Origin of the sequence: Flavobacterium sp. LC2016-23, from assembly GCF_009674775.1 — a bacterium.
GTDB lineage: Bacteria > Bacteroidota > Bacteroidia > Flavobacteriales > Flavobacteriaceae > Flavobacterium.
This window is the reverse complement of record NZ_WKKE01000002.1, coordinates 31285-54524: the sequence shown is the minus strand read 5'-3', so window position 1 is coordinate 54524 and position 23240 is coordinate 31285. Positions and strand designations below refer to the sequence as shown.

Sequence of the window (23240 nt, the reverse complement as noted above, 5' to 3'; positions counted from 1 at the left end):
GAAATCAAATAGTTATGAAAACAAAAGTACATTTTGCACTTATTGCTCTTATCAGCAGTTTTTTTCTACACGCCCAACAACAAACCAAAGGAATTATTGGAACCAACAACTGGATGAATAACTGGACCAATTTTAAACCTGTTGCCAATGAATATGGCGAAGCTACCAATATAATCGCCGGAACAATAGATAAAGATACCAAACTCTTAAAACGCAATACCTACCAATTAGTAGGTGTTGTATATGTTACCAACAATGCTACCCTTACAATAGAACCGGGAACTGTTATTCGAGGAGACGATAAAACCTGCGGAACACTGGTGATCACCAATGGGGCAAAAATCGTGGCTGAAGGCTTAGAAACAGATCCGATTGTTTTTACTTCAAATAAAGAAAAAACAGAACGAAAACCGGGCGACTGGGGCGGTATCATTATTTTAGGAAAAGCGCCAATAAATACTCTGGGAGGCTTACATACGTTGCCTTTCGACTTAGATCCTATTCTCAATCATTATGGCGGTCCTGATGCAGAAGACAATTCCGGAATCCTGAAATATGTACGTATTGAATATGCAGGAAGAAAATTAAGTGCTTTAAAAGAACTTAACGGGCTTTCTTTAGCCGGAGTAGGGAGAAAAACGGTTTTAAACAATATTCAGATTAGTTTTTCGAATGATGACTCTTTCGAATGTTACGGAGGAGATATTAATATGAGCAACCTGGTTTCGTACCGTACTACCGATGATGATTTTGATTTTACACAAGGAGCCCAGATCAACATCAGCAACAGTATTGCTATCCGCCATCCTTTCTCTTCAGATGTTTCAGGATCAAGATGTTTTGAGGTAGATTCTTATGATAAAATTCAAAATACAGATATGAGCAAGAAACTGACTCGTATAAATGCAAGTAATATTACACTTGTAAATCTGGAAGAAAACAATCAGGGATTGGTAAGAGAATCCATCCATATTAGGGAAAATACATTTTTCAACTTAACCAACAGCATTGCTTCGGGCTTTACCCCTTTTGTTTTACTGGAAGAAAACATTGGAAGCAGTGATGCCAACTTATCTAAAATTACATTCAAAAACGTAATTGTAAACAATTGCAACGGAGGAATTACAAGTGAAGCAAGTGGTACAGATCCATCTATTCAAAATTGGTACAACAAACCTGAGTTTGGAATCGGATATACAAAAATGAAAAACAACGAATTGTTTACCATGCCAAACATCAAAGGAAATCCGGACTTTAGAGCGAACCAAAACAACACGATTGCAATTGGAAATTAAGCATTTGAAAGTCCTCTGCTTTTTTAGAATTTAACAAAAATCTAGATTTAGAAAAGATTTTTTTAAGATTTTATGTCTTTTAATCCAAATTACATTTATATCTTTGTCACAACAAAAAAAGAAATGCAAACAATTTTAAACAATACTTGGTGGTGGAAGAATTTACGTCAAACGTCGTGAACAAAGCTTCCTATGGTACTTTAAAACTATAAATATAAAAGGCTTGTCATCACGACAAGCCTTTTTTTTTGGTCACAATCGAAATGAAAAAATAATAAACTATAAAAAACGAAATACATTGAAACCTTTTATACTCCACACACACTACAAACAAATTCTGGCAGATACTATAACGCCGGTAAGTATCTATTTTAAAATCAGGGATAAGTTTCCCAATAGTCTATTATTGGAAAGTAGCGATTATCACGGAAATGACAATAGTTTCTCTTACATCTGCTGTAATCCTATTGCAACAATTAAAATCGAAAACGAGGTCATCTCTAAAACTTTTCCTGACGGAACAACGGAAACCATTTCCATTACTGCTTCAACCAATATTCCGGAGGTCATTCAGGAATTTTCAAGCCAGTTTCAATCGGAGAAAAATGATTTTAAATTCATCAACAACGGTTTATTCGGATACATTTCCTACGATGCTGTTCGTTATTTCGAAAAAGTGACTATTGCCAAAAAAGACAACGCGACTTCAATTCCGGATGTTTTTTATGCCGTATATCAAAACATTATCGCCATTAATCACTTCAAAAATGAAGCTTATATCTTCTGCCACAGTGTAGACGGAAGAAACAATATTTCTGAAATCGAACAATTATTGCAGTCGAGAAATATAGCTTCTTATAAATTTACTAAAGAAGGTGAAGGATTTTCGAATCTGACGGATGCCGAATTCAAACACAATGTGGCATTGGCCAAAAAACACTGTTTCCGTGGCGATGTTTTTCAATTGGTTTTATCCCGTCGTTTTACACAAGGTTTCAAAGGTGATGAATTTAATGTTTACAGAGCTTTAAGAAGCATCAACCCTTCTCCCTATTTATTCTTTTTTGATTACGGCGATTTCAAAATATTTGGTTCTTCGCCTGAAGCGCAGATTATCGTAAAAAACAGAAAAGCAGAAATTCACCCGATTGCCGGAACATTCAAAAGAACCGGAAATGACGAACGCGACGCTCTTCTGGCAAAAGAACTTTCGGAAGACAAAAAAGAAAACAGTGAACACGTAATGTTAGTCGATCTGGCCAGAAATGATCTGAGCAGAAACGGTCACGATGTCAATGTGGAGAAATACAGAGAAGTTCAGTTTTTCTCTCATGTCATTCACTTAGTTTCAAAAGTAACAGGGCATTTGCATGAAAAAGCAACTACAATGCAGGTTGTCGCTGATACTTTTCCGGCAGGAACTTTAAGTGGAGCACCGAAGCACAGAGCCATGCAATTGATTGAAGACTATGAAAAAACCAATCGTAATTTCTACGGTGGCGCGATCGGCTTTATGGATTTTGAAGGCAATTTTAATCACGCCATTATGATTCGGACTTTCCTTAGTAAAAACCATCAATTGCACTGCCAGGCAGGAGCCGGAATCGTGGCAAGTTCAGATGAGGAAAGCGAGATGCAGGAAGTTTACAATAAGTTAAGAGCGCTCAATACAGCATTGGAAATGGCAGAGAAGATTTAATATTTAATCGCTCCGATTAGTCACAGTCGCAGTCACAGTCACAACCTGAAACCTGAAACAAAAACCAACCATAAAAACCATGAAAAAAGTAATATCAATTTTAATTTTAATACTAAGCATTTCAGCTTGTACTTCGGAGAAAAAACAAAATCCTATTGAAGGAACCTGGCGTCTGGTATCGGCAGAAACCACAGAGAAAGATTCGACTTTTTCGACTTTCAATTCCAAAACAAAAATGATTAAAATTATAAATGATTCGCACTTTGCTTTTTTCAATCATGATTTAAATAACGGCAAAGATTCCACAGCCGCTGTATTTTTTGGAGGAGGCGGAAAATATACGTTGAAAGACAGTATTTATACCGAAAATCTGGAATATTTTAATAACCGTCAATGGGAAAACAACAAGTTTGAATTTGTAGTAAAAGTTAAAAATGATACGCTGATTCAAAAAGGAATAGAAAAAGTGGAAAAATTAGGCGTTGACCGCATTATTGTCGAGAAGTACGTTAGAGAAAAATAAATAAAAATTAGTTGCCAGTCACAGTTTGCAGTCACAGTTTAAAATCTTAGTAACTCAGGAACTTAGCAACTTAGAACCTTAAGAAAATGAAAAAAATATTAGTTATAGACAATTACGATAGTTTCACTTACAACCTCGTGCACTATTTAGAAGATTTAAATTGCGAGGTTACCGTTTACAGAAACGATGAGTTTGACATAGACGAAATCGCTTCTTTCGATAAGATATTACTATCGCCGGGTCCCGGAATCCCTGATGAAGCAGGATTACTAAAAGCTGTAATTCAGAAATATGCCCCGACCAAAAGTATTTTAGGTGTTTGTCTGGGACAACAGGCAATCGGAGAAGTTTTTGGAGGAACACTCTCAAACCTTGACAAAGTATATCACGGAGTTGCCACGAACGTAAAAACAGTAGTTTCCGATGAAATCCTGTTTGAAGGTTTAGGAAATGAATTTGAAGTAGGACGTTACCACTCCTGGGTGGTGGACAGTAATTTACCGGACGTTTTAGAAGCGACTTCAATAGATGAAAACGGACAGATTATGTCACTGAGACACAAAACTTTTGATGTAAGAGGTGTTCAGTTTCATCCGGAAAGTGTGCTGACACCAAAAGGAAAAAGGATTTTAGAGAATTGGATAAAGAGTTAGTACCGGTTTACAGTCGCAGTGGCAGTATTCAGTCTTTCCCCATAGCTATTGGGATCACAGTTTAAAAACTTAGAACCTTAAAGAAAAAAAATGAACATAAAAATCTTAGATACCAAAGAAATTAACCTGGAAGACATATTGGTTCTTTACAAAGAAAACGAATGGAGTTCGGCCAATAAACCTAACGAATTGTATAACGCTCTTTTGAATTCGGAAACATTAATAACCGCATGGCAAGACAAAAAACTGGTCGGCCTTGGCAATGCCATTTCAGATGGATATTTAACGGTTTATTATCCTCATTTATTAGTGCTTCCAGAATATCAGGGAAAAGGAATCGGTAAACTGATTATGGATAAAATGCAGGAGAAGTACAGTCACTTTCACATGCAAATGTTAACCGCAGACGGACGAGCGGTTGACTTTTACAAAAAGAACGGATTCGAACGTGCAGGAAAAACGGAACCCATGTGGATTTATCAGGGAAATGAACATTGAGAAAGCAGACAGTGTTAGTATCAGTTTACAGTCTTAGCAGAAAACTCAGAACCTTAGCCTCTCAGCAACTTAGAACCTCAAAGAAAAAATGAAAAATATATTAAATAAATTAATCAATCACGAAATGCTTACCAAAGAAGAAGCAAAAACCGTATTGATTAATATCTCAAGCGGAGCCTACAATCCAAGTCAGATTTCGGCTTTTTTAACTGTGTTTATGATGCGCAGTATAACGATCGACGAACTTTCGGGTTTTCGTGAAGCCTTATTAGAATTATGCATTCGCATAGACCTATCAGCCTATAATACTATCGATTTATGCGGAACGGGTGGTGACGGAAAAGATACGTTCAACATTTCGACTCTAGCTTCCTTTATCGCTGCAGGAGCCGGAATAAAAGTGGCCAAACACGGAAATTACGGGGTTTCCTCTATTTCCGGATCCAGCAATGTCATGGAAAAAATGGGCATCAAATTTAGCAATGATCCGGAGTTTCTGGAAAGATGTATCGATCAGGCCGGAATTTGCGTTTTACATGCACCGTTATTTCACCCGGCAATGAAAAATGTAGGCCCGATCAGAAAAGAACTGGCCGTAAAAACATTCTTCAATATGTTAGGGCCAATGGTAAATCCGTCGTTTCCTAAAAACCAGCTGGTGGGTGTTTTCAATTTAGAACTAGCCCGAATGTATGCTTATTTATACCAGAATACCGATGTGAATTTTACGATCCTGCATTCGCTTGACGGTTATGACGAAATTTCGTTAACCGGTCCGACAAAAATCATCACCAGCACTATGGAAGGGATGTTAAAACCGGAAGATTTTAATGTTCGCCTTTTAGCCCAAAGTGAGATCGAAGGCGGAAGAACCATCGAAGAGTCAGCAGAAATGTTTACCAGTATCATTTCCGGAAAAGGAAGCGAAGCCCAAAACAATGTGGTTTGTGCGAATGCAGCAATGGCGATTTCAACGGTAACAAAATGCTCTCCACAGGAAGGTTTTAAACAGGCGAAAGAAAGTCTCTTCTCCGGAAAAGGACTGAAAGTATTAAACAAACTGAAAGAATTAAGTAAGTAAAAAAATAGTTTCAGGTTTCAAGTTTCAGGTTGTTGGAACTTGAAACCTGAAACCTGAAACAAAAAATAAATCATGAATATTTTAGATAAAATAATCTTCGATAAACAACGGGAAGTTGTCCTTAAGAAATCAATCATTCCGGTTGCACAATTGGAAAATTCGGTATTTTTTGAAAGAAAGACGATCTCTTTAAGTCAAAAATTAAGACAAAGCAAAACCGGAATTATTGCAGAACACAAACGCCGCTCGCCTTCAAAATCAGTAATAAATCATAATTTTACGGTTGAAGAAGTGGTAAAAGGATATGAAAGTGCAGGTGCCTGCGGAATTTCTGTTTTAACGGACGGAAAGTATTTTGGCGGTTCACTGGACGATTTACTTTTGGCAAGAGCTTCTGTAGCTATTCCGCTTTTGCGAAAAGAATTTATTGTAGACGAATACCAGATTCTGGAAGCCAAAGCTTTTGGAGCCGATTTAATTTTACTGATCGCAGCGGTTTTAACCCGCGAAGAAATCAAATCATTGTCTGAATTCGCTAAAAAACTAGGTTTAGAAGTTTTACTGGAAGTCCACAATAAGGAAGAGTTAGAAAAATCGATTATGCCAACGCTGGATATGATCGGCGTGAACAACCGAAACCTGAAAACCTTCGAAGTAAGTCTGGATTTCAGCAAACAACTGGCCTCTCAGATTCCGGATGAATTTGTAAAAGTTTCCGAAAGCGGCATTTCATCAGTTGAAGCCATTTCAGAACTAAGACCTTACGGTTACAGCGGTTTCCTGATTGGAGAAAATTTCATGAAAACCGATAATGCGGGAAAAGCCGCAAGGGAATTTATTAGAGAGCTTTAGGCTGTACGCTTTAAGCTTTAAGCTATAGGCTTAAAGTTTTTCTCAGCATTCAAATTAACCTACTGCCACAGCCTAAAGCTTAAAGCTTATTGCCTATAGCCTTTTCAACATTATTAAAATTAGCCTAGAGCCTACAGCTTAAAGCGTAAAGCAAAAAAAAAAAAAATGAAACTAAAAATATGCGGAATGAAATATCCCGATAATATTCTCGAAGTAGGAGCGCTCCTGCCCGACTATATGGGATTTATTTTCTACGAAAAATCCGCTCGCTATTTTGACGCAACGATTCCGGAACTGATCAAAACAATCAAAAAAACAGGTGTTTTTGTAGATGCAAGGGTCGATTATATCATGTCGAAAGTCAATAAATACCATTTACAGGCTGTCCAACTGCATGGAAATGAATCCGTTGAATTCTGTCAGGAACTAAAAAAGAAAATCGATGCCAAAATTGATGCGAAAGTCGAAATCATAAAAGTTTTTTCTGTCGGAGAAGATTTTAATTTTGATCTTTTAACTCCTTTTGAAAAACTGTGTGATTATTTTTTATTCGATACCAAAGGAAAATTACCCGGCGGAAACGGAACAACTTTCGACTGGACGATATTAGAAAAATACAAATCCGGGAAACCGTTTTTCTTAAGCGGCGGTATCGGAATGGATGAAATACCTTTGATAAAAAATCTTAAATTACCCATTTATGCCATTGATATAAACAGTAAATTTGAGATGGAACCCGGATTAAAAAATGTAAAATTGTGCAGAGAGGCATATCTAGAGACACACGCCAGTGCAGCTGTACGTGCCCGCCTCCAGGAAATAAAAAACAAATAAATTATGAACTATAATGTTAACGAAAAAGGATACTACGGCGAATTTGGAGGAGCTTACATTCCCGAAATGCTGTATCCGAATGTAGAAGAGTTACGCCAGCAATATTTAAAAATCATCGCTGAGCCCGATTTCAAAGCAGAATTTAACCAATTACTAAAAGATTACGTTGGCCGTCCAAGCCCGCTATATTTCGCCAAGCGTCTGTCTGAAAAATACAATACCAAAGTCTACCTGAAAAGAGAAGACCTAAACCACACGGGAGCACATAAAGTCAACAACACTATCGGACAAATACTCGTTGCCAAACGTCTGGGCAAAAAAAGAATTATTGCAGAGACCGGTGCAGGTCAGCATGGTGTGGCAACAGCAACGGTTTGTGCCTTAATGGGACTGAAGTGCATTGTGTACATGGGTGAAATTGACATTGCACGCCAGGCTCCGAATGTGGCTAGAATGAAAATGTTAGGCGCAGAAGTTCGTCCGGCACTTTCAGGTTCAAGAACCTTAAAAGATGCTACAAACGAAGCCATCCGTGACTGGATTAACAATCCGGTTGATACGCATTATATTATCGGATCTGCAATTGGACCACATCCTTATCCGGACATGGTCACCCGTTTCCAGAGTATTATCTCAGAAGAAATCAAATGGCAGCTGAAAGAAAAAGAAGGACGCGAAAACCCGGATTACGTCGTCGCCTGTATCGGTGGCGGAAGTAACGCAGCGGGAACTTTTTATCATTTTTTACACGAGACTGAAGTGGGCATCATTGCTGTCGAAGCTGCCGGAAAAGGCGTCAACAGTGGTCATAGTGCTGCCACAAGTAAGTTAGGGAAAGTCGGTGTCATTCACGGTTGCAAAACACTTTTGATGCAGACCCCGGACGGACAAATTACAGAGCCCTACTCTATTTCCGCAGGTCTTGATTATCCGGGAGTCGGACCAATGCATGCACATTTGGCACAAACGGGCCGTGGGGAATTCTTCTCCGTAACCGATGATGAAGCGATGAATGCCGGTTTACAACTGACAAAACTAGAAGGAATTATTCCGGCGATCGAGAGCGCGCATGCCTTTGCCGTTCTGGACCAGAAAAAATTCAAACCAACAGATGTCGTGGTCATCAGTCTTTCGGGACGTGGTGACAAAGATTTAGACAATTATATCGAATATTTTAAATTATAATAAAAATTGTAATTTGGGCGTCATTGCAGACCAGTAACAACACAAAACAATATTTATGGAACAGCTATTTTCTTACGGAACATTACAGTCAAAAGAAATTCAGATGCAGGTTTTTAATAAGATTTTGCCCGGAACACCGGACCAGCTGACAGGTTATAAACTAAAGGATTTAAAAATAGAGGAAGAATTTGGAATGACAGATTATTTTGTAGCCATGCCCAGCGAAAATACTTCCGATTTTATCAAAGGAATTGTGTATACGATATCCAGTAAAGATCTGGCAAAAGCAGATTTATTCGAATCGAATGCCTACAAAAGAGTTCAGATCAAACTGAAATCTGGCGTAACGGCATGGATTTACATTGAAAGTTAAAGATCGAGAAACCTCAACCCATAAATACTAAAAAATAATACATCATAATGATTTTAGCAGCAGCACAAACAAAACCAAAACGTGGAGATATAGCCTCTAATTTATTGGATCATTATCGTTTGATCGGACTGGCTGCAGAAAAAGGCGCCAATTTAATTGTGTTTCCGGAATTGTCGATTACAGGTTACGAAAGAGAAAATGCAGCGGAATTGGCCTTTACAAAAGACGATTACAGGATAGACCATTTAAAAGAACTGGCAGTCGATTATAATATCACCATTGTTGCGGGTGCTCCCATTCAGAATGAATCAGAATTGTATATCGGTGAATTTATTATTTTTCCCGATAATTCGGTTTCGATATATACCAAACAATTTTTGCATGAAGGGGAAGATGAGTTTTTCCAGCCTTCCTTTGATTATAATCCGATGATTACGATTGAAGACCAGAAAATTTCATTTGCCATTTGCGCTGATATAGACAATCCGCTGCATGCTGAAAACGCTGGTCAAAATGAAACTTCGATTTATATCGCCAGTATTTTCTTTTCGCCAAACGGGATTCCAAATGCGTACCGTGATTTACAAAGTTATGCCCAAAAACATAAAATGAATGTTCTGATGTCTAATTTCAGCGGCGAATCATGGGGTTATCCTTCAGGCGGAAAAAGTGCGTTCTGGAACAACAAAGGAGAACTGGTTGCACAAATGAACGATTCGGATTCCGGACTTTTAATTGTAGAAAATCAAAATGATAACTGGACGAGTCAGGTCATTATCAATTAGAAAAAGAATGCCACTGATTACACAGATTCTCACAGATTAAATTCTCAAAAGATCATTAAAATATTTTAATCTGTGGCAAAAAAATAAATAATTACCCTGTAAGGTTAAAAACCTGTCGGGAGCAAATAAAAAATATAAAATGAACAGAATAACTCAAAAATTACAGGAAGATAAAAAGATCCTTTCTATTTATTTTTCGGCGGGATATCCTAATTTAAACGATACGGTTCAAATCATTCAGGACTTAGAAAAAAACGGAGTGGATTTAATTGAAATTGGTTTACCTTTCAGCGATCCTCTGGCAGACGGACCAACAATTCAGGCGAGTTCAACACAGGCGCTGCACAACGGAATGACAACACAAATCCTTTTTGATCAGTTGAAAGACATTCGCGAAAGCGTAAAAATCCCGTTGATCATTATGGGCTATTTCAATCCGATGTTACAATACGGCATTGAGGCATTCTGCAAAAAATGTGCTGAAATCGGTATCGACGGCTTAATTATTCCGGATCTTCCGGTTGATGTTTATGCAGACGAATACAAAGCTATTTTCGATAAATACGGTTTAATAAACGTATTTTTGATTACCCCGCAAACGTCAGACGAGCGCATTCGTTTTATCGACAGTGTTTCAAACGGCTTTATTTATATGGTAAGTTCGGCAAGTGTTACGGGGTCTCAATCCGGTTTTGGAAATGTTCAGGAAGATTATTTCGAAAGAATTGCAGGCATGAACCTGAAAAATCCACAAATCATTGGTTTCGGAATTTCGAATAAGGAGACTTTTAACCAGGCCACCAAATTTGCCAAAGGCGCTATTATCGGGAGTGCTTTTATTAAACATTTGAGTGAAAGTGGTTCTGGCAAAATTTCGGAATTTGTTGGAGGGATCCGATAACCAACAACATTTACAATTATTTTGTACATTTGAATAAAATCAATTATCATGGATTTAGAAGCCCGCAAAATATCTTTCGTTCAGGAATTTCTAAGACTTCAAAGTGAAGAAATAGTCATTGATCTTGAAAACTTGCTTCATAAACAAAAAGTTGAACTTTTAGATCAGGAAATGAAATCAATGAATATTGAACAATTTAATAAAGAAATTGATCAATCCTTAGATGATGCCAGAAATGCAAGAATTGTATCTGGAAAAGACTTAAAATCTAAAATTCAAAAATGGGGCTAACTGTTTATTGGACTCAATTTGCAGAAAATAAACTTGAAGATATTTTTGAATATTACAAATTCAAAGCTGGGATAAGAGTTTCACAAGATTTAGTAAATGGTATAATTGACAGTTCGCTATCCCTGGAAATCAACGCTTATGGCGGACAAAAAGAAGCCCTTTTATCTGAAAGAATCGAAGATTTCAGATATATAGTTTTTAAAAATTACAAAATTATTTATTGGATTGATGAAGTCCGGCAGATCGTATTTGTATCTACTATTTTTGATACAAGACAAAATCCTCAAAAGCTTTCTTCAGGAAAATAATCCTTTCTTTCCTAATTATTTTTTTAACACAATATTATCTTAAGGCAACTACATGGTTTTCTGTTAATATTGTGTTAAAAATAAATTAAACAAGCGTTTAAATTAAACGCTTGTTTAATTTTGTACCCGATTATAAATGATACCATGTCTAAAGTCGAATTAAACGATAAAAAAATTCAGATCCTTGAGGTCGCGGAGAAGCTATTTTCCGAGAAAGGATTTGAGGGTACATCCATACGGGATATATCGAAAATGGCAAAAATTAATATTGCCATGGTTTCGTATTATTTTGGTTCTAAAGAAAGATTACTGGAGGCTTTACTTCTATACAAAACTTCTGACTTAAAACTGCAAATCGAACTTTTATTGCATGAAAATCTGGAACCTCTTGATAAAGTCAATAAATTAATCGAAATTTACATTAACCGAATTAATTGTAACAGAGGGATTTACAGAATCTTACATTTTGAACTTACTTCTAAAAAGAGAGAAGAAAATCTTGCCGCTTTCACCGAATTAAAAAAAGGGAATTTAAAATCGCTTGAAACAATCGTTAAAGAAGGCCAGTCAAAAGGGATTTTCAGGAAAGATGTTATTATTCCGTTGATTACTCCAACGATAATGGGAACTTTTTTTCATTTTCATATGAATAAACCTTTCTTTGAGGAGCTTTTAAATTTAAATACAGAAACGTTATACAACGATTACATTAAAAACAGTCTTACAAAGCACATTCAACAAACTATAAAAGCGCTACTTGTTTATGAAAATTAGTCAATTAATGCTCTTTGGGATTTTCTTTATCGGAATATCATCAATAGAAGCACAAGAAAAAACAAGTTTAACCTTAGACGAAGCCGTTAAACTGGCCTGGGAAAAAAGTAACGAAGTTACTCTTGCCAACACTAGGGTAAACACAAAAAAGTATGAGTTACAAACGGTTAAAAACAACCAATATCCTGATTTGAAAATTCAAGGGCAGTACCAAAGGTTAACAAAAGCTTCCATCGACATGCACAATGACGAAGCAAGTGCAGAACCAATGGCTTCTCCGGATCGTGCCATGTTTGGTATGGCGAATCTGAGTCTTCCGATTTTTTCAGGATTTAAAATCCAGAGCAGTATTGAAGCTTACGATAATCTTTATGAGGCCGAAAGTGCAAATGCCGCTAAAACCAAAGAAGATGTCGCTTTACGTGTGATTACCTATTACACTGCTTTATACAAAGCACAAAAAACATTAGATCTTTTAAACGAAAATCAAAAACAGGCGCAACAGCGTGTAACTGATTTTACGGAACTGGAGAAAAACGGAATCATTCCGAGAAATGATTTACTGAAAGCGCAGTTATTGGTTTCTAAAACGAAATTGTCGATTGATGAAGCGAACAACAACCTCAATAACATCAATTTTTACCTGACTACCCTGTTAAAATTAGATCCTACCGTAAAACTTCAGGTGAATGAATCTGATTTCTTCAATTTAAAAACTACTAATGCACCTACTTCAGATGCTTTAGCGCTTGAAAGCAGAAAAGATTTAGAAGCGATTCGTTTCCAGCAAAAAGCCAGTGAGGCCAGCATTAGAGTCGCAAAATCAGGCTATTATCCTTCTCTTGCCTTATTGGGTGGCTATACGGCTTTAGACCTTAAAGATTTTATTACGGTAAAATACGCCATGAATTTTGGGGTTGGTCTAAGATATGACTTATCCGGAATCCTGAAAAACAGTGCTCATGTACGTGAGGCTGAAAGCAAAGCTCTGGAAGTAAAAAACACGGAAGCTATTATGACAGACCGAATCAAAGTAGAAGTTCAGAAATCTATTGAAGATTACAGCTTAGCGATCAACCAGAGCGTTGTTTATGACGAAGCACTTCAGCAGGCAGAAGAAAACTACAGGCTTGTAAAAGACAAATTTGATAATGGTTTATCGGACACCAATGACTTGGTTGAAGCTGATGTAGAACAACTAAATGCGAAAATAAACACTGCTTTATCTAAAGCAGCCATTATTCAAAAATATTACGAATTACTGTCAGTATCAGGACAATTATCACAATCATTCAATCTTTCTAAAATATAATCGATAGCTCTCATGGAAAAGAAAAAAACAAATACTAAATTCATCATTATACTAACCGTTTTGGTTTTAGTGGGCGGAACTTACGGAATAACAAAATACATGCATTCACAAGCTCATGAAGAGACGGATGATGCACAGATCGAGAAAAAAATGAACCCGATCATCCCAAGAGTATCCGGTTATATCAGTAAAGTTTATGTGAAAGATAATGATTTTGTAAAAAAAGGAGATACTTTATTTACTATTGACAAAAGAGATTATCAATTAAAAATTGATGAAGCAAATGCGGCACTTTTAGGAGCTGAAGGCCAATACGAAGCTGCTAAAGCGGATATTGGAAGTGCGCATGCGAGTATTTCTGTTTCTGATGCCAATGTGAAATCTGCTGGCGGTTCTATCGAAAGTGCAAAAATCAGACTGAGACAGCTTACCAACGATTTCAACCGTTACAACAATTTGTATAAAACACATACGATCACAAAACAGCAATTTGAGCAGGCTCAGACTGCAAAAGACGAAGCTGAAAACCAGGTACGTGTTTTAGAACAGCAACAAAGAGCAAGTTCTTTTCAAAAATCAGTGATTCAGTCTAAATCGAAAGTTTCTGATAAACAAACTGAAGTTGCCGCTGCCAACATCAAAAAAGCAAAAACAATGCTGGATGTAGCGAAACTAAACCTTACGTACACAGTTGTAACTGCTGCTATTGATGGTCAGGTTTCTAAAGTTGATATTCAGCCGGGACAACTGGTACAGCCGGGACAATCTTTATTTTATATCATCAATAATACGGAAGCATGGGTTGTCGCTAACTTCAAGGAAACACAATTAAACAAAATGGTTGTGGGTCAGAAAGTGAGCTTAAAAGTTGATGCTTATCCGAACTATGAATTCAAAGGAACTTTAACCTCATTCTCACCAGCTACAGGATCCCGTTTTTCTTTATTACCTCCTGATAATGCAACAGGAAACTTCGTAAAAACGATTCAAAGATTACCAGTGAAAATTAGCTTAGATGAATCAAACGATCCTGAGAAAGTAAAATTATTACGTCCGGGAATGAATGTTGACGTAGACGTACATTTAAAATAATAGAATGACAGCAGCAGTACAAGGAGATGATGATTTAGTAGAATACGGTTACAGACGTGTCATTATCACGATTACAGCAGTACTTTGTGCCTTGCTTGAAATCGTTGATACAACCATTGTAAACGTAGCACTAACAGACATGCGGGGTAGCCTTGGTGCTACTTTGACTGATGTGGCCTGGGTTATTACAGCATACGCAATTGCGAATGTTATTGTAATACCGATGACGAGCTGGCTATCACAGCAATTTGGACGACGTAATTATTTTGTGGCCTCTATCATCATATTTACCGTTTGTTCTTTTTTATGTGGAAATGCCAGTAATATCTGGGAATTAGTAGCTTTTAGGTTCGTTCAGGGTATGGGTGGTGGCGCCCTGCTTGTAACAGCACAGACTATTATTACAGAAAGTTACCCTGTAGCAAAACGTGGTATGGCACAGGCAATTTACGGAATGGGAGTAATTGTGGGGCCGACTTTAGGACCGCCATTGGGAGGATATTTAGTAGATAATTATTCCTGGCCTTATATTTTTTATATCAATATCCCGTTGGGAATTATTGCTACTATTCTGGCCATTACTTTTGTAAGAAGTCCGAAATACGGAGAAAAATTAAAAGCAAATCAGGTAGATTGGTGGGGAATTGTTCTGCTGGCTACTTTTATCGGATCACTGCAATTTGTTTTGGAGCACGGACAGCAGGATGACTGGTTTAATGACCCGTTAATTACATCATTAAGCGTAATTACAGTTTTTGGATTAATACTTTTTATCTGGAGAGAGCTTACGTACAAACATCCTATTGTAAATTTAAGTGTCTTAAAAGACGGAAACTTAAGAATCGGAACCATTATGTGTTTTATTCTTGGTTTCGGTTTATACGGATCTACCTTAATTATACCGATTTATACACAGTCTATTTTAGGATGGACAGCAACCGATGCCGGATTATTACTGATCCCGGGTTCGATTACAACAGCGATCATGATGCCATTTGTGGGAAACATGATTCAAAAAGGAGTACCTCAGGGGTATATGGTTGGAGTAGGATTTTTAGTTTTCTTCTTCTTTACCTTTATGATGCAAACCCGAATTACACCTGATACCGGTGTAGAACATATGTACTGGCCTTTGATTTTGAGAGGAGTCGGTTTAGGATTGCTTTTCGTACCTATTACGACGCTTTCGCTTTCGACTTTAAAAGGAAAACATATTGGTGAAGGAGCTGCTTTTACCGGAATGATGCGTCAGTTAGGAGGATCATTTGGTATTGCTATCATTACCACTTTTATCACGCGTTTTAGCCAGGAGCACAGAGTTAATCTACTGACAAATGTAGATCCTGCAAACTATCAGGTTCAACAACGTATCACAGGAATGCAAAGAGCGTTTGAAGCTAAAGGCTACAGCGCCGATGTTGCGCTTAAAAAAGCCTATCAGGCAATAGATTACGCCGTTTTAAAACAAAGTACCGTAATGTCATATATCGATATTTTCATGTACTTAGGAGTAATGTTTTTATGCTGTATACCCATTATTCTTTTCATCAAGAAAGGAAAAAACAAGATTAATCCCGCCGATGCGATGCATTAATAATAATTATAATAAATTGATTTATAATACGGAAAGCCGGGCTCTATTTGAACCCGGCTTTTTTATTTTAATTTCCCGAACGAAATAATATTTAAATAAGATAGTCTGACTAAAGCCTTTTTATGAATTCAACCACATATCTCCAGCTAAAGCCGGAGGCAATTGAAATTCCAAACCGAAAGCCAGAATATTAATTAAGGTAACAAAAAAGACTTAGTAACTTAGCACCTAAACAACTCACACCCTAAAAAACCTCTGAACCTTTGCAACTTTGCAACTTCAAAAAAAAACCTATCTCGTAAACACCAGATGATTTCCCACCGAAAGATTGGCATCAAACTGATATCCTTCGTAATTGAACCCTTTTAAATCGTCAATCGTTTCAGCATTGGTATCGATGATATAGCGCACCATCATTCCCCTTGCCTTTTTTGCGAAGAAACTGATTATCTTAAGTTTCCCATCTTTATAATCTTTAAAATCGGGCGTAATTACCGGCACTTTTAAAGCTTTCACATCAACAGCGGAAAAATATTCAGTACTGGCTAGATTCACAAACAACTCCCCTTTTGACAGCTCTTTATTCAACGCTTTGGTAACCGGTCCTTTCCAGAAATCATGCAGATTTTTATGCTCGCCGATGGGCAGTTTTGTTCCCATTTCGAGACGGTAGGCCTGCATAAGATCAAGTGGTTTTAAAACACCGTAAAGTCCCGATAAAATTCTGAGTTTGTCTTGCAAAACTTCTAATTTTTCCAGCGGAATGGTATACGCATCTAAACCCGTATAAACATCACCATCAAAAGTATAAACTGCCGGACGTGCATTTTCAGGTGTAAAAGGCGTTTTCCATTCCTGGTTTCGCTGCCAGTTTAAATCGGCCAGTTTTTCGGAAATCGACATTAATTCCGCTAAATCACCTGGCTTTTTGGGTTTTAAAACTTTATGAACCTGACGTGCTTCTTTTAGGAAAGAAGGTTCTGTATAATGTTGAGTGGGTAATTCTTTTTCAAAATTTAATGACTTCGCAGGTGATATAACAATTTTCATTTGTGCATTTTTAAGTGATTCAAAAATACAAATTGAATTGCTAAAAAAACAGTATTGCAATTGATTTGTTTGATACTCCCATAATTCCCCTTTACGGGCTTTTTTTTGCCACCCATTACACGAATTGCCGCTAATTTTTATTTTTGGAAATGCAGTATGATTCGTGGAAATTCGTGAAATTCGAGGAAACCTTTTTTATTTCATAAAATTCTGCACTTCAAACTGTGAATTTCTTCAAAAAAGTGAGCCGTAGATTATAATAGGCATTTTCTATGTTGTAAATTTGCAGACGTTCGATTCTCTTCAGCAATAAAACGTACTATTTAAAATTCGTGAATTCGTGGCTATACAGACAAATTATAAAACAGCTTTACAACATAAAATCTTCGGAATCATTTCGCAGGCCTCTCAGGAACTAAATGTCGATACTTACGTGATTGGCGGTTTTGTCCGGGATTTACTTTTAAACCGTGGTTCTAAAAAAGACATTGACGTGGTAGCGGTGGGCAGCGGAATCGAACTGGCCTTAAAAGTATCGGAGTTACTTCCTAAAAAACCAAAAGTTCAGGTTTTTAAAACTTACGGAACTGCCATGTTACGTTTTGAAGACACTGATATTGAATTTGTAGGTGCCCGAAAAGAATCTTATAATTTTGAGAGCAGAAACCCGCTTGTTGAAAACGGAACTCTGGAAGACGATCAGAATCGTCGTGATTTTACTATAAATGCTTTGGCTTTATCCTTAAACGAAAAAACGTTTGGAGATCTTTCAGATCCTTTTGGTGGTCTGGCTGATTTAGAAAACAAAATCATAAAAACACCTTTGGAGCCTAGCATTACCTATTCTGATGATCCGCTGCGTATGCTTCGTGCGATTCGTTTTGCGACTCAGCTGGGTTTTGAGATCGAGAAAAATTCATTGGACGCGATTACCAAAAATGCCGAAAGAATAAATATCATTTCAGGAGAAAGAATTGTGGATGAATTAAACAAAATTCTTTCGACGCCAAAACCTTCGATCGGATTTTTACTTTTATATAAAACCGGACTTCTGGATATTATTTTACCTGAATTAACAGCGTTGAACCAGGTCGAAGAAATTGAAGGACATACCCACAAAAACAACTTTTATCACACGCTTGAAGTTGTCGATAATATTTGCCCGAACACCGATGATGTCTGGCTGCGCTGGTCGGCTTTGCTGCACGATATCGGAAAAGCACCGACAAAACGTTTCAATAAAAAACAGGGCTGGACTTTTCACGGACATGAATTTCTGGGTGGAAAAATGGCTAAAAAAATATTCGAACGCCTGCACATGCCCTTAAATCACAAAATGAAATTTGTGCAAAAAATGGTCATCATGAGTTCGCGTCCAATTGTTCTGGCACAGGATATCGTAACCGATAGTGCCGTTCGCCGTCTGGTTTTTGATGCAGGGGAAGATGTTGAAAATTTAATGATATTATGCGAAGCCGATATTACCACCAAAAACCCGGCAAAATTTAAAAAGTATCACAAGAATTTCGAAATCGTCCGAAAGAAAATTGTTGAAGTGGAAGAACGCGATCAGGTACGTAATTTTCAACCGCCAATTTCAGGAGAAGAAATTATGGAATATTATAATTTAAAGCCTTCACGTGAAATCGGTGTTTTGAAAGAAGCTATTAAAGAAGCCATTCTCGAAGGCGAAATTCCAAATGAATATGACGCTGCTTTTGCCTTTATGCAGAAAAAAGCTGAAAAGTTAGGTTTGAAAAAAGTTTAAGAATAAGTATTTATACAATGAAAAAAGAGAATAAATCAGTAATTATTTGGTTACTATCCGGCTGTGTTTTATTGTTTTTAATGGTGGTCGTGGGCGGTATTACACGTCTGACCAATTCAGGATTATCAATGACCGACTGGCATTTGGTAACCGATACTTTTCCGCCTTTAACAGAGGCAAAATGGAACGAAGCTTTTGAACAGTACAAGAAATTTCCGGAATATCAGAAAATCAATATCCATAACGATTTTCAGCTATCCGATTATAAATTTATTTATTTCTGGGAATGGTTCCACCGCTTTATTGGTCGTATCATAGGATTGGTTTTCTTTGTTCCTTTTGTTTATTTCCTCATCAGGAAAAAACTGGATCGTGCAACTGTCAAAAAGTGTATCGTTCTTCTGGCAATGGGAGCATTTCAGGGCTTTCTGGGCTGGTTTATGGTTCGCAGCGGCCTAATCGACAATCCGGATGTAAGTCACTTTAGACTGTCCTTACACCTTACTTTTGCGTTTATCACTTTTGCTTATACGTTGTGGGTTGCCCTTGATTTAATCTATCCGGAAAGAAATTTCAATAAAATAGTGCCACTTCGCAATATTGCCAGATTTGCCCTGGTTGCTTTATTGATCCAGATTATTTACGGCGGATTTGTGGCAGGTTTAAATGCCGGATTAATCCATAATCACTGGCCTTTAATGAGTGACGGGCAATTCATACACGATTCTGTTTTTATTGAACAGTCGAGCCTTGTCAAAAATTTAATTGAAGGTAAAAGCGGTGTTCAGTTTGTGCATAGAACTTTTGCTTATGTTGTAGTCGCTTTTATTCTATTTTTATATTACAAAAGCACAAAATTCCCGCTTTCCAGAACGCAAAAAAACGGAATAAAAACGTTAGTTCTTTTTGTATTCATTCAGTTTGCGTTGGGCGTATTTACACTTTTATACAGTGTTCCTCTGGCATTAGGATTAATTCATCAAATTATGGCATTTTTCCTTTTAAGCGCCATGACTTATACGTTGCACCGACTGAGTAAATAAAAAACTTTGAAAATATAAAAAAATCCTTCGCTGAAGGATTTTTTTATTTAGTATATGTTATCAGCTTAATCCCAAACCTTACGGATTAACAGGATGAAATTTTAATCTGACCTTCGGCTGTTATCCCAGCCAACTCTTAAAATCCTGAACTTTTTCACGGCTCACGATAACCTCATCTTCTTTATAAGAAGGCAAAATAACTTTTAGCCGTGAATTGGTGTATACCTGAATTTCTTTTATGGCTGTAAGCGGAACAATAAACTTTCTGCTTACACGAAAGAAATCTTTCCCGTCCAGTTCCTGCTCGAGGATTTCTAAAGTCGAATCGATTAAATAGTTCCGGTTGTCGAAGGTATGAATGTAGGTTCCTTTATTTTCACTAAAAAAACATTCGATTTCGTCTGTTGTAACCACTTTTAGGTGCTGCCCTATTTTAACCGTAAATCGCTTTTTATAATTCTTTTCAAATGGATTGGAAAGCATTTTCCTGATTTGTTCAAAATCGAGCTGAAGGTTGGTAGTTTCTGTTTCTAATTTTGGAAGACGGGTTCTGAATTTGGTAACAGCAACATCCAGATCATCTTCGTCAATCGGTTTCAGCAAATAATCGATACTGTTAAGCTTAAAGGCTTTTAAAGCATATTCATCGTAAGCGGTAGTAAAAATAATGGCACTTGTAATGTTTACTTTTTCAAAAATTTCAAACGACAAACCGTCCGATAGCTGAATATCCAGAAAAATTAAATCGGGATGTTTGTTATTGCTGAACCACTGAATTGATTCTTCTACAGAGTGCAACATGGTTTCTACGGCAATATCTAACTTTTCAAGTTTCCGCTGCAACAATCTTGCCGCTGGTTTTTCGTCTTCTATAATTAATGTGATCATCTATTGATATGCAAAATTTGAAAAAATAAATTTTAAAGTTACTCCCATTTATTCTTACTCTCTACTTCTTTCTCCATATATTTTTTGATTTTTTTATCCTCCCAATCTTTATTGAAAAAGATATCAGGCCCAAAAACGGTAAAGGCATGAATGGCTAAAGCAATTCCCCAATAAAATGCGGTCGAATAGATTTCCCAATTCTGAAAGCCTCTCAATTCAAAATGATTTCCAACAAAGTCTCTGTTTAAACTTGAAATAATGATAATAGCATTCACTATAATATAAACCTTCAAATGCGAATAAAATCCTTTTATTTTTTTTACTTTTCTGTAAGCTCTGTTATAACTTTCGTCTGTGCTAAATTCGTTTGCATATTCTTCGTACATACGTCTTCTAAATCGTCCCATTTTTTTATTGATTTATATTATTGCCATTTGTTTTTGTTCTCTTTTTCTTTTTCCATCAATTCCTTAATTTTTCTTTCTTCCCAATCTTTACCTAAAACCGGAAATACTTCAAAAACTTTTAATGCATGAAAAAGAACTCCTACTCCCCACCACAATAGTGGCCAGAAAAACCATAAATACTGTGGAGATGTCCACAAATTAATGACAATCAAAATAATATTCACACCAATAAAGGCGGTAAGATTACTATAAAAGCCTTTAATATTTTCTACTTTCTTTTTTGCAAGATAGTATCTGTCTTCTTCGTTATAATTTATCTCCATGATCACACCCATTTTTGTTTTTTTTGTCTTTTCTCTAAAATATGTTTCAGTTTACGTTCCTCCCATACCTTTCCAAAAACTTTAAAAGAAAGAAATAAATCTATTGCTGAAAATAAAAACACTGAGGTCCAGATTATCATTACAACATGATTTAAATATTGGAACGGAAAGAAGTTCAATGGAACTCCGTAATACTCCTTTACTACAAAAATCACTACTCCTGCTGCATACATAAACGCATGCGTATAAAAGGATTTTAGCTGTACTGCTTTTTTTCTGAAGATTTGTTGAAACTCAAATCTTTCACGATTCTTGTTACAATTCGTTTCCATACTTATTTCCAGGTTTTTTGGTTGTTTTCTTTTTCTAAAATTTCCCTGATTTTTCGTTCTTCCCAATCAGAGCTGTACCCAAACACTTTGAAAGCGTGCATGGTAAGTCCAAATCCCCAGCCTAAGGCCGAAAACCAAAACCATTGAAATCCAGGAGAGTAGGTTAAATTTACAAAAATTAAACACGGAATCACACAACAATATGAAATTACGTTTGCATAAAATCCTTTTAACTCTTCTACTCTCTTTTTAGCCCTGAAATAGGCTTTATTTTCATCACTATATTCTGCACTTGTTTCCATAACTGAAATTTGTTTGGTTAAAATCGGAATTTTAACGGTAAAATTTTTTTCATTTTGTTCGATCAAAACTTTTCTGTCGGTTACAATTCCGTATCGGTTTACGATATTTTGCAAACCAACCCCCTGACGATCCTGCAGTACTTCTTTCTTCTGAAAATTATTCTGGATCGCGAGACAGTCACCGTCAATAAAAATTTTGATATGCAATGGTTTTTGTTCGCTTACCACATTGTGTTTTACTGTATTTTCGAGCAAAAGCTGTAAAGACAGCGGAACGACCTTAGCATCCGGATTTATACCTTCTGTCGGCAACTCGTAAAACAAACTGTTTTCGAAACGCATTTTCAGCAAATTCATATAGGTTTTGGCGAACGATAATTCTTCTTCAACAGAAACCAGTTCTTTATCTTTTTGCTCTAAAACATAGCGGTAGATTTTAGACAAGGAAGTGGTAAAACGCTGTGCATTATCCGGATTTTCTTCAATCAGGGAACTTAGCACATTTAAACTGTTAAAGAGAAAATGCGGGTCTATCTGATTTTTTAAGCTTTCGAATTTAGCATTTGCCGTTCCCGCAATAATCTTTTGTTGCGTTATTTCAAATTTAGAGGCTTGTTTCCACTTTACCATAAAGCTTCTGGCCTGCATGAAAGTCGAAACTCCCAACGATAAAATGATATAAAAAAGGTGTACCCAAATCATTCTTTCGCTAAAAAACTTCTCTAAAGGAAGATGCTGTACCACTACAAAGATGATATAGTTGATTCCTAAAACAGCCGGGACCGTATATAAAACAGTACAGAGAATGCCGTAATACACCCTGAGGTTTGTTTGTTCCAGCCAATCCCATTTTTTATCTAAAAGAACATTCAGAAAGCCATTTCCAAAACCGAGTCCAAAGGAATAAAGACAACTTAAAAAGAACGTAAGCAGTACATTCTGAACATTTAAATCGGCTCCTAAAAAAGCGGAGAAGATGACTGTAAAGACCATAGAGATTTTGAAACACATGATTGTTCCGGTTCTCAAATTTGCGAATGTATTTCTATGGTCTTTCATTTTTGAACTAATATGATA

General features: G+C 36.7%; 26 protein-coding genes. 20 read left to right on the top strand and 6 right to left on the bottom strand.

What is annotated here, in order from left to right; translation table 11 throughout:
* Window positions 1-14: 14 nt before the first annotated feature.
* The 18 genes from GJU43_RS01840 (at window position 15) to GJU43_RS01755 (ending at window position 16050) form a co-directional block, all read left to right on the top strand.
* Window positions 15-1295 carry a hypothetical protein gene (locus tag GJU43_RS01840; protein ID WP_154339148.1) on the top strand — a complete coding sequence of 427 codons (1281 nt, stop codon included), beginning with the start codon at window positions 15-17 and terminating at the stop codon, window positions 1293-1295.
* 298 nt (window positions 1296-1593) lie between these two features.
* Window positions 1594-2994, top strand: a complete 1401-nt coding sequence (locus GJU43_RS01835; RefSeq protein WP_154339147.1) for an anthranilate synthase component I family protein — start codon at window positions 1594-1596, stop codon at window positions 2992-2994.
* 79 nt (window positions 2995-3073) lie between these two features.
* On the top strand, window positions 3074-3517 hold the full coding sequence (locus GJU43_RS01830) for a hypothetical protein (RefSeq protein ID WP_154339146.1): 444 nt from the start codon (window positions 3074-3076) through the stop codon (window positions 3515-3517).
* 86 nt (window positions 3518-3603) lie between these two features.
* Window positions 3604-4170 (top strand): aminodeoxychorismate/anthranilate synthase component II, encoded by a 567-nt coding sequence (locus GJU43_RS01825; protein WP_154339145.1) that lies wholly within the window; start codon window positions 3604-3606, stop codon window positions 4168-4170.
* Between the two features lie 90 nt (window positions 4171-4260).
* Window positions 4261-4668 carry a GNAT family N-acetyltransferase gene (locus tag GJU43_RS01820; protein ID WP_154339144.1) on the top strand — a complete coding sequence of 136 codons (408 nt, stop codon included), beginning with the start codon at window positions 4261-4263 and terminating at the stop codon, window positions 4666-4668.
* An 88-nt stretch (window positions 4669-4756) separates the two neighbouring features.
* The gene (gene trpD, locus GJU43_RS01815; RefSeq protein ID WP_154339143.1) at window positions 4757-5749 is read left to right on the top strand and encodes an anthranilate phosphoribosyltransferase; all 993 of its coding nucleotides are present in this window, start codon (window positions 4757-4759) and stop codon (window positions 5747-5749) included.
* Window positions 5750-5821: 72 nt separating this feature from the next.
* Complete coding sequence (gene trpC, locus GJU43_RS01810) at window positions 5822-6601, top strand: indole-3-glycerol phosphate synthase TrpC (protein ID WP_154339142.1); 780 nt, start codon at window positions 5822-5824, stop codon at window positions 6599-6601.
* A gap of 165 nt (window positions 6602-6766) precedes the next feature.
* Window positions 6767-7435: a phosphoribosylanthranilate isomerase gene (locus tag GJU43_RS01805; protein WP_154339141.1), complete on the top strand. Its 669-nt coding sequence runs from the start codon at window positions 6767-6769 to the stop codon at window positions 7433-7435.
* Between the two features lie 3 nt (window positions 7436-7438).
* Window positions 7439-8620: a tryptophan synthase subunit beta gene (trpB, locus tag GJU43_RS01800; protein WP_154339140.1), complete on the top strand. Its 1182-nt coding sequence runs from the start codon at window positions 7439-7441 to the stop codon at window positions 8618-8620.
* 55 nt (window positions 8621-8675) lie between these two features.
* The gene (locus GJU43_RS01795) at window positions 8676-8993 is read left to right on the top strand and encodes a gamma-glutamylcyclotransferase family protein (RefSeq protein ID WP_127339507.1); all 318 of its coding nucleotides are present in this window, start codon (window positions 8676-8678) and stop codon (window positions 8991-8993) included.
* Between the two features lie 47 nt (window positions 8994-9040).
* A complete protein-coding gene (locus tag GJU43_RS01790) occupies window positions 9041-9778 on the top strand; it encodes a carbon-nitrogen hydrolase family protein (RefSeq protein WP_154339139.1) in 738 nt (245 codons plus the stop codon).
* A gap of 139 nt (window positions 9779-9917) precedes the next feature.
* Window positions 9918-10679: a tryptophan synthase subunit alpha gene (gene trpA / locus GJU43_RS01785; protein ID WP_154339138.1), complete on the top strand. Its 762-nt coding sequence runs from the start codon at window positions 9918-9920 to the stop codon at window positions 10677-10679.
* A gap of 48 nt (window positions 10680-10727) precedes the next feature.
* The gene (locus tag GJU43_RS01780) at window positions 10728-10970 is read left to right on the top strand and encodes a hypothetical protein (RefSeq protein ID WP_154339137.1); all 243 of its coding nucleotides are present in this window, start codon (window positions 10728-10730) and stop codon (window positions 10968-10970) included.
* Window positions 10961-11278, top strand: coding sequence for a type II toxin-antitoxin system RelE/ParE family toxin (locus tag GJU43_RS01775; protein WP_154339136.1), 318 nt, complete (start codon window positions 10961-10963; stop codon window positions 11276-11278). The genes GJU43_RS01780 and GJU43_RS01775 overlap by 10 nt, the downstream gene beginning before the upstream one ends.
* A gap of 144 nt (window positions 11279-11422) precedes the next feature.
* The gene (locus GJU43_RS01770) at window positions 11423-12052 is read left to right on the top strand and encodes a TetR/AcrR family transcriptional regulator (protein ID WP_127339503.1); all 630 of its coding nucleotides are present in this window, start codon (window positions 11423-11425) and stop codon (window positions 12050-12052) included.
* Entirely contained in the window at window positions 12042-13364 is a 1323-nt protein-coding gene (locus GJU43_RS01765; RefSeq protein WP_154339135.1) for a TolC family protein, read from the top strand. The genes GJU43_RS01770 and GJU43_RS01765 overlap by 11 nt, the downstream gene beginning before the upstream one ends.
* Window positions 13365-13376: 12 nt before the next feature.
* A complete protein-coding gene (locus tag GJU43_RS01760) occupies window positions 13377-14456 on the top strand; it encodes an HlyD family secretion protein (protein ID WP_154339134.1) in 1080 nt (359 codons plus the stop codon).
* A gap of 4 nt (window positions 14457-14460) precedes the next feature.
* Entirely contained in the window at window positions 14461-16050 is a 1590-nt protein-coding gene (locus GJU43_RS01755) for an MDR family MFS transporter (protein WP_154339133.1), read from the top strand.
* A 291-nt stretch (window positions 16051-16341) separates the two neighbouring features.
* Here the strand turns inward: GJU43_RS01755 and yaaA are convergent, their stop codons facing one another.
* Window positions 16342-17100 (bottom strand): peroxide stress protein YaaA, encoded by a 759-nt coding sequence (gene yaaA / locus GJU43_RS01750; RefSeq protein ID WP_154339132.1) that lies wholly within the window; start codon window positions 17098-17100, stop codon window positions 16342-16344.
* Window positions 17101-17440: 340 nt separating this feature from the next.
* On the opposite strand from yaaA, the gene GJU43_RS01745 reads away from it, so the two are divergent.
* Window positions 17441-18868, top strand: a complete 1428-nt coding sequence (locus GJU43_RS01745) for a CCA tRNA nucleotidyltransferase (protein ID WP_370455467.1) — start codon at window positions 17441-17443, stop codon at window positions 18866-18868.
* Between the two features lie 17 nt (window positions 18869-18885).
* Window positions 18886-19911 (top strand): COX15/CtaA family protein, encoded by a 1026-nt coding sequence (locus GJU43_RS01740; protein ID WP_154339131.1) that lies wholly within the window; start codon window positions 18886-18888, stop codon window positions 19909-19911.
* Between the two features lie 120 nt (window positions 19912-20031).
* Here the strand turns inward: GJU43_RS01740 and GJU43_RS01735 are convergent, their stop codons facing one another.
* Genes GJU43_RS01735 through GJU43_RS01715 form a run of 5 tightly spaced genes read right to left on the bottom strand, consistent with a single transcriptional unit; the run spans window position 20032 to window position 23222 of the window.
* The gene (locus GJU43_RS01735) at window positions 20032-20799 is read right to left on the bottom strand and encodes a LytTR family DNA-binding domain-containing protein (RefSeq protein WP_154339130.1); all 768 of its coding nucleotides are present in this window, start codon (window positions 20797-20799) and stop codon (window positions 20032-20034) included.
* Between the two features lie 38 nt (window positions 20800-20837).
* Window positions 20838-21206, bottom strand: coding sequence for a 2TM domain-containing protein (locus GJU43_RS01730; protein WP_154339129.1), 369 nt, complete (start codon window positions 21204-21206; stop codon window positions 20838-20840).
* Between the two features lie 17 nt (window positions 21207-21223).
* Window positions 21224-21529 (bottom strand): 2TM domain-containing protein, encoded by a 306-nt coding sequence (locus tag GJU43_RS01725; protein WP_229654981.1) that lies wholly within the window; start codon window positions 21527-21529, stop codon window positions 21224-21226.
* A gap of 2 nt (window positions 21530-21531) precedes the next feature.
* Window positions 21532-21861: a 2TM domain-containing protein gene (locus tag GJU43_RS01720; protein WP_154339127.1), complete on the bottom strand. Its 330-nt coding sequence runs from the start codon at window positions 21859-21861 to the stop codon at window positions 21532-21534.
* A 2-nt stretch (window positions 21862-21863) separates the two neighbouring features.
* Entirely contained in the window at window positions 21864-23222 is a 1359-nt protein-coding gene (locus GJU43_RS01715; protein WP_154339126.1) for a 2TM domain-containing protein, read from the bottom strand.
* Window positions 23223-23240 lie beyond the last annotated feature (18 nt).

Bases quoted from the DNA above. Each gene is read 5' to 3' on its own strand.
- GJU43_RS01840 (WP_154339148.1), top strand. From the start codon at position 15: ATGAAAACAAAAGTACATTTTGCACTTATTGCTCTTATCAGCAGTTTT.
- GJU43_RS01830 (WP_154339146.1), top strand. From the start codon at position 3,074: ATGAAAAAAGTAATATCAATTTTAATTTTAATACTAAGCATTTCAGCT.
- GJU43_RS01825 (WP_154339145.1), top strand. From the start codon at position 3,604: ATGAAAAAAATATTAGTTATAGACAATTACGATAGTTTCACTTACAAC.
- GJU43_RS01820 (WP_154339144.1), top strand. From the start codon at position 4,261: ATGAACATAAAAATCTTAGATACCAAAGAAATTAACCTGGAAGACATA.
- trpD (WP_154339143.1), top strand. From the start codon at position 4,757: ATGAAAAATATATTAAATAAATTAATCAATCACGAAATGCTTACCAAA.
- trpC (WP_154339142.1), top strand. From the start codon at position 5,822: ATGAATATTTTAGATAAAATAATCTTCGATAAACAACGGGAAGTTGTC.
- GJU43_RS01805 (WP_154339141.1), top strand. From the start codon at position 6,767: ATGAAACTAAAAATATGCGGAATGAAATATCCCGATAATATTCTCGAA.
- trpB (WP_154339140.1), top strand. From the start codon at position 7,439: ATGAACTATAATGTTAACGAAAAAGGATACTACGGCGAATTTGGAGGA.
- GJU43_RS01795 (WP_127339507.1), top strand. From the start codon at position 8,676: ATGGAACAGCTATTTTCTTACGGAACATTACAGTCAAAAGAAATTCAG.
- GJU43_RS01790 (WP_154339139.1), top strand. From the start codon at position 9,041: ATGATTTTAGCAGCAGCACAAACAAAACCAAAACGTGGAGATATAGCC.
- trpA (WP_154339138.1), top strand. From the start codon at position 9,918: ATGAACAGAATAACTCAAAAATTACAGGAAGATAAAAAGATCCTTTCT.
- GJU43_RS01780 (WP_154339137.1), top strand. From the start codon at position 10,728: ATGGATTTAGAAGCCCGCAAAATATCTTTCGTTCAGGAATTTCTAAGA.
- GJU43_RS01775 (WP_154339136.1), top strand. From the start codon at position 10,961: ATGGGGCTAACTGTTTATTGGACTCAATTTGCAGAAAATAAACTTGAA.
- GJU43_RS01770 (WP_127339503.1), top strand. From the start codon at position 11,423: ATGTCTAAAGTCGAATTAAACGATAAAAAAATTCAGATCCTTGAGGTC.
- GJU43_RS01765 (WP_154339135.1), top strand. From the start codon at position 12,042: ATGAAAATTAGTCAATTAATGCTCTTTGGGATTTTCTTTATCGGAATA.
- GJU43_RS01760 (WP_154339134.1), top strand. From the start codon at position 13,377: ATGGAAAAGAAAAAAACAAATACTAAATTCATCATTATACTAACCGTT.
- GJU43_RS01755 (WP_154339133.1), top strand. From the start codon at position 14,461: ATGACAGCAGCAGTACAAGGAGATGATGATTTAGTAGAATACGGTTAC.
- yaaA (WP_154339132.1), bottom strand. From the start codon at position 17,100: ATGAAAATTGTTATATCACCTGCGAAGTCATTAAATTTTGAAAAAGAA.
- GJU43_RS01740 (WP_154339131.1), top strand. From the start codon at position 18,886: ATGAAAAAAGAGAATAAATCAGTAATTATTTGGTTACTATCCGGCTGT.
- GJU43_RS01735 (WP_154339130.1), bottom strand. From the start codon at position 20,799: ATGATCACATTAATTATAGAAGACGAAAAACCAGCGGCAAGATTGTTG.
- GJU43_RS01730 (WP_154339129.1), bottom strand. From the start codon at position 21,206: ATGGGACGATTTAGAAGACGTATGTACGAAGAATATGCAAACGAATTT.
- GJU43_RS01725 (WP_229654981.1), bottom strand. From the start codon at position 21,529: ATGGAGATAAATTATAACGAAGAAGACAGATACTATCTTGCAAAAAAG.
- GJU43_RS01720 (WP_154339127.1), bottom strand. From the start codon at position 21,861: ATGGAAACGAATTGTAACAAGAATCGTGAAAGATTTGAGTTTCAACAA.
- GJU43_RS01715 (WP_154339126.1), bottom strand. From the start codon at position 23,222: ATGAAAGACCATAGAAATACATTCGCAAATTTGAGAACCGGAACAATC.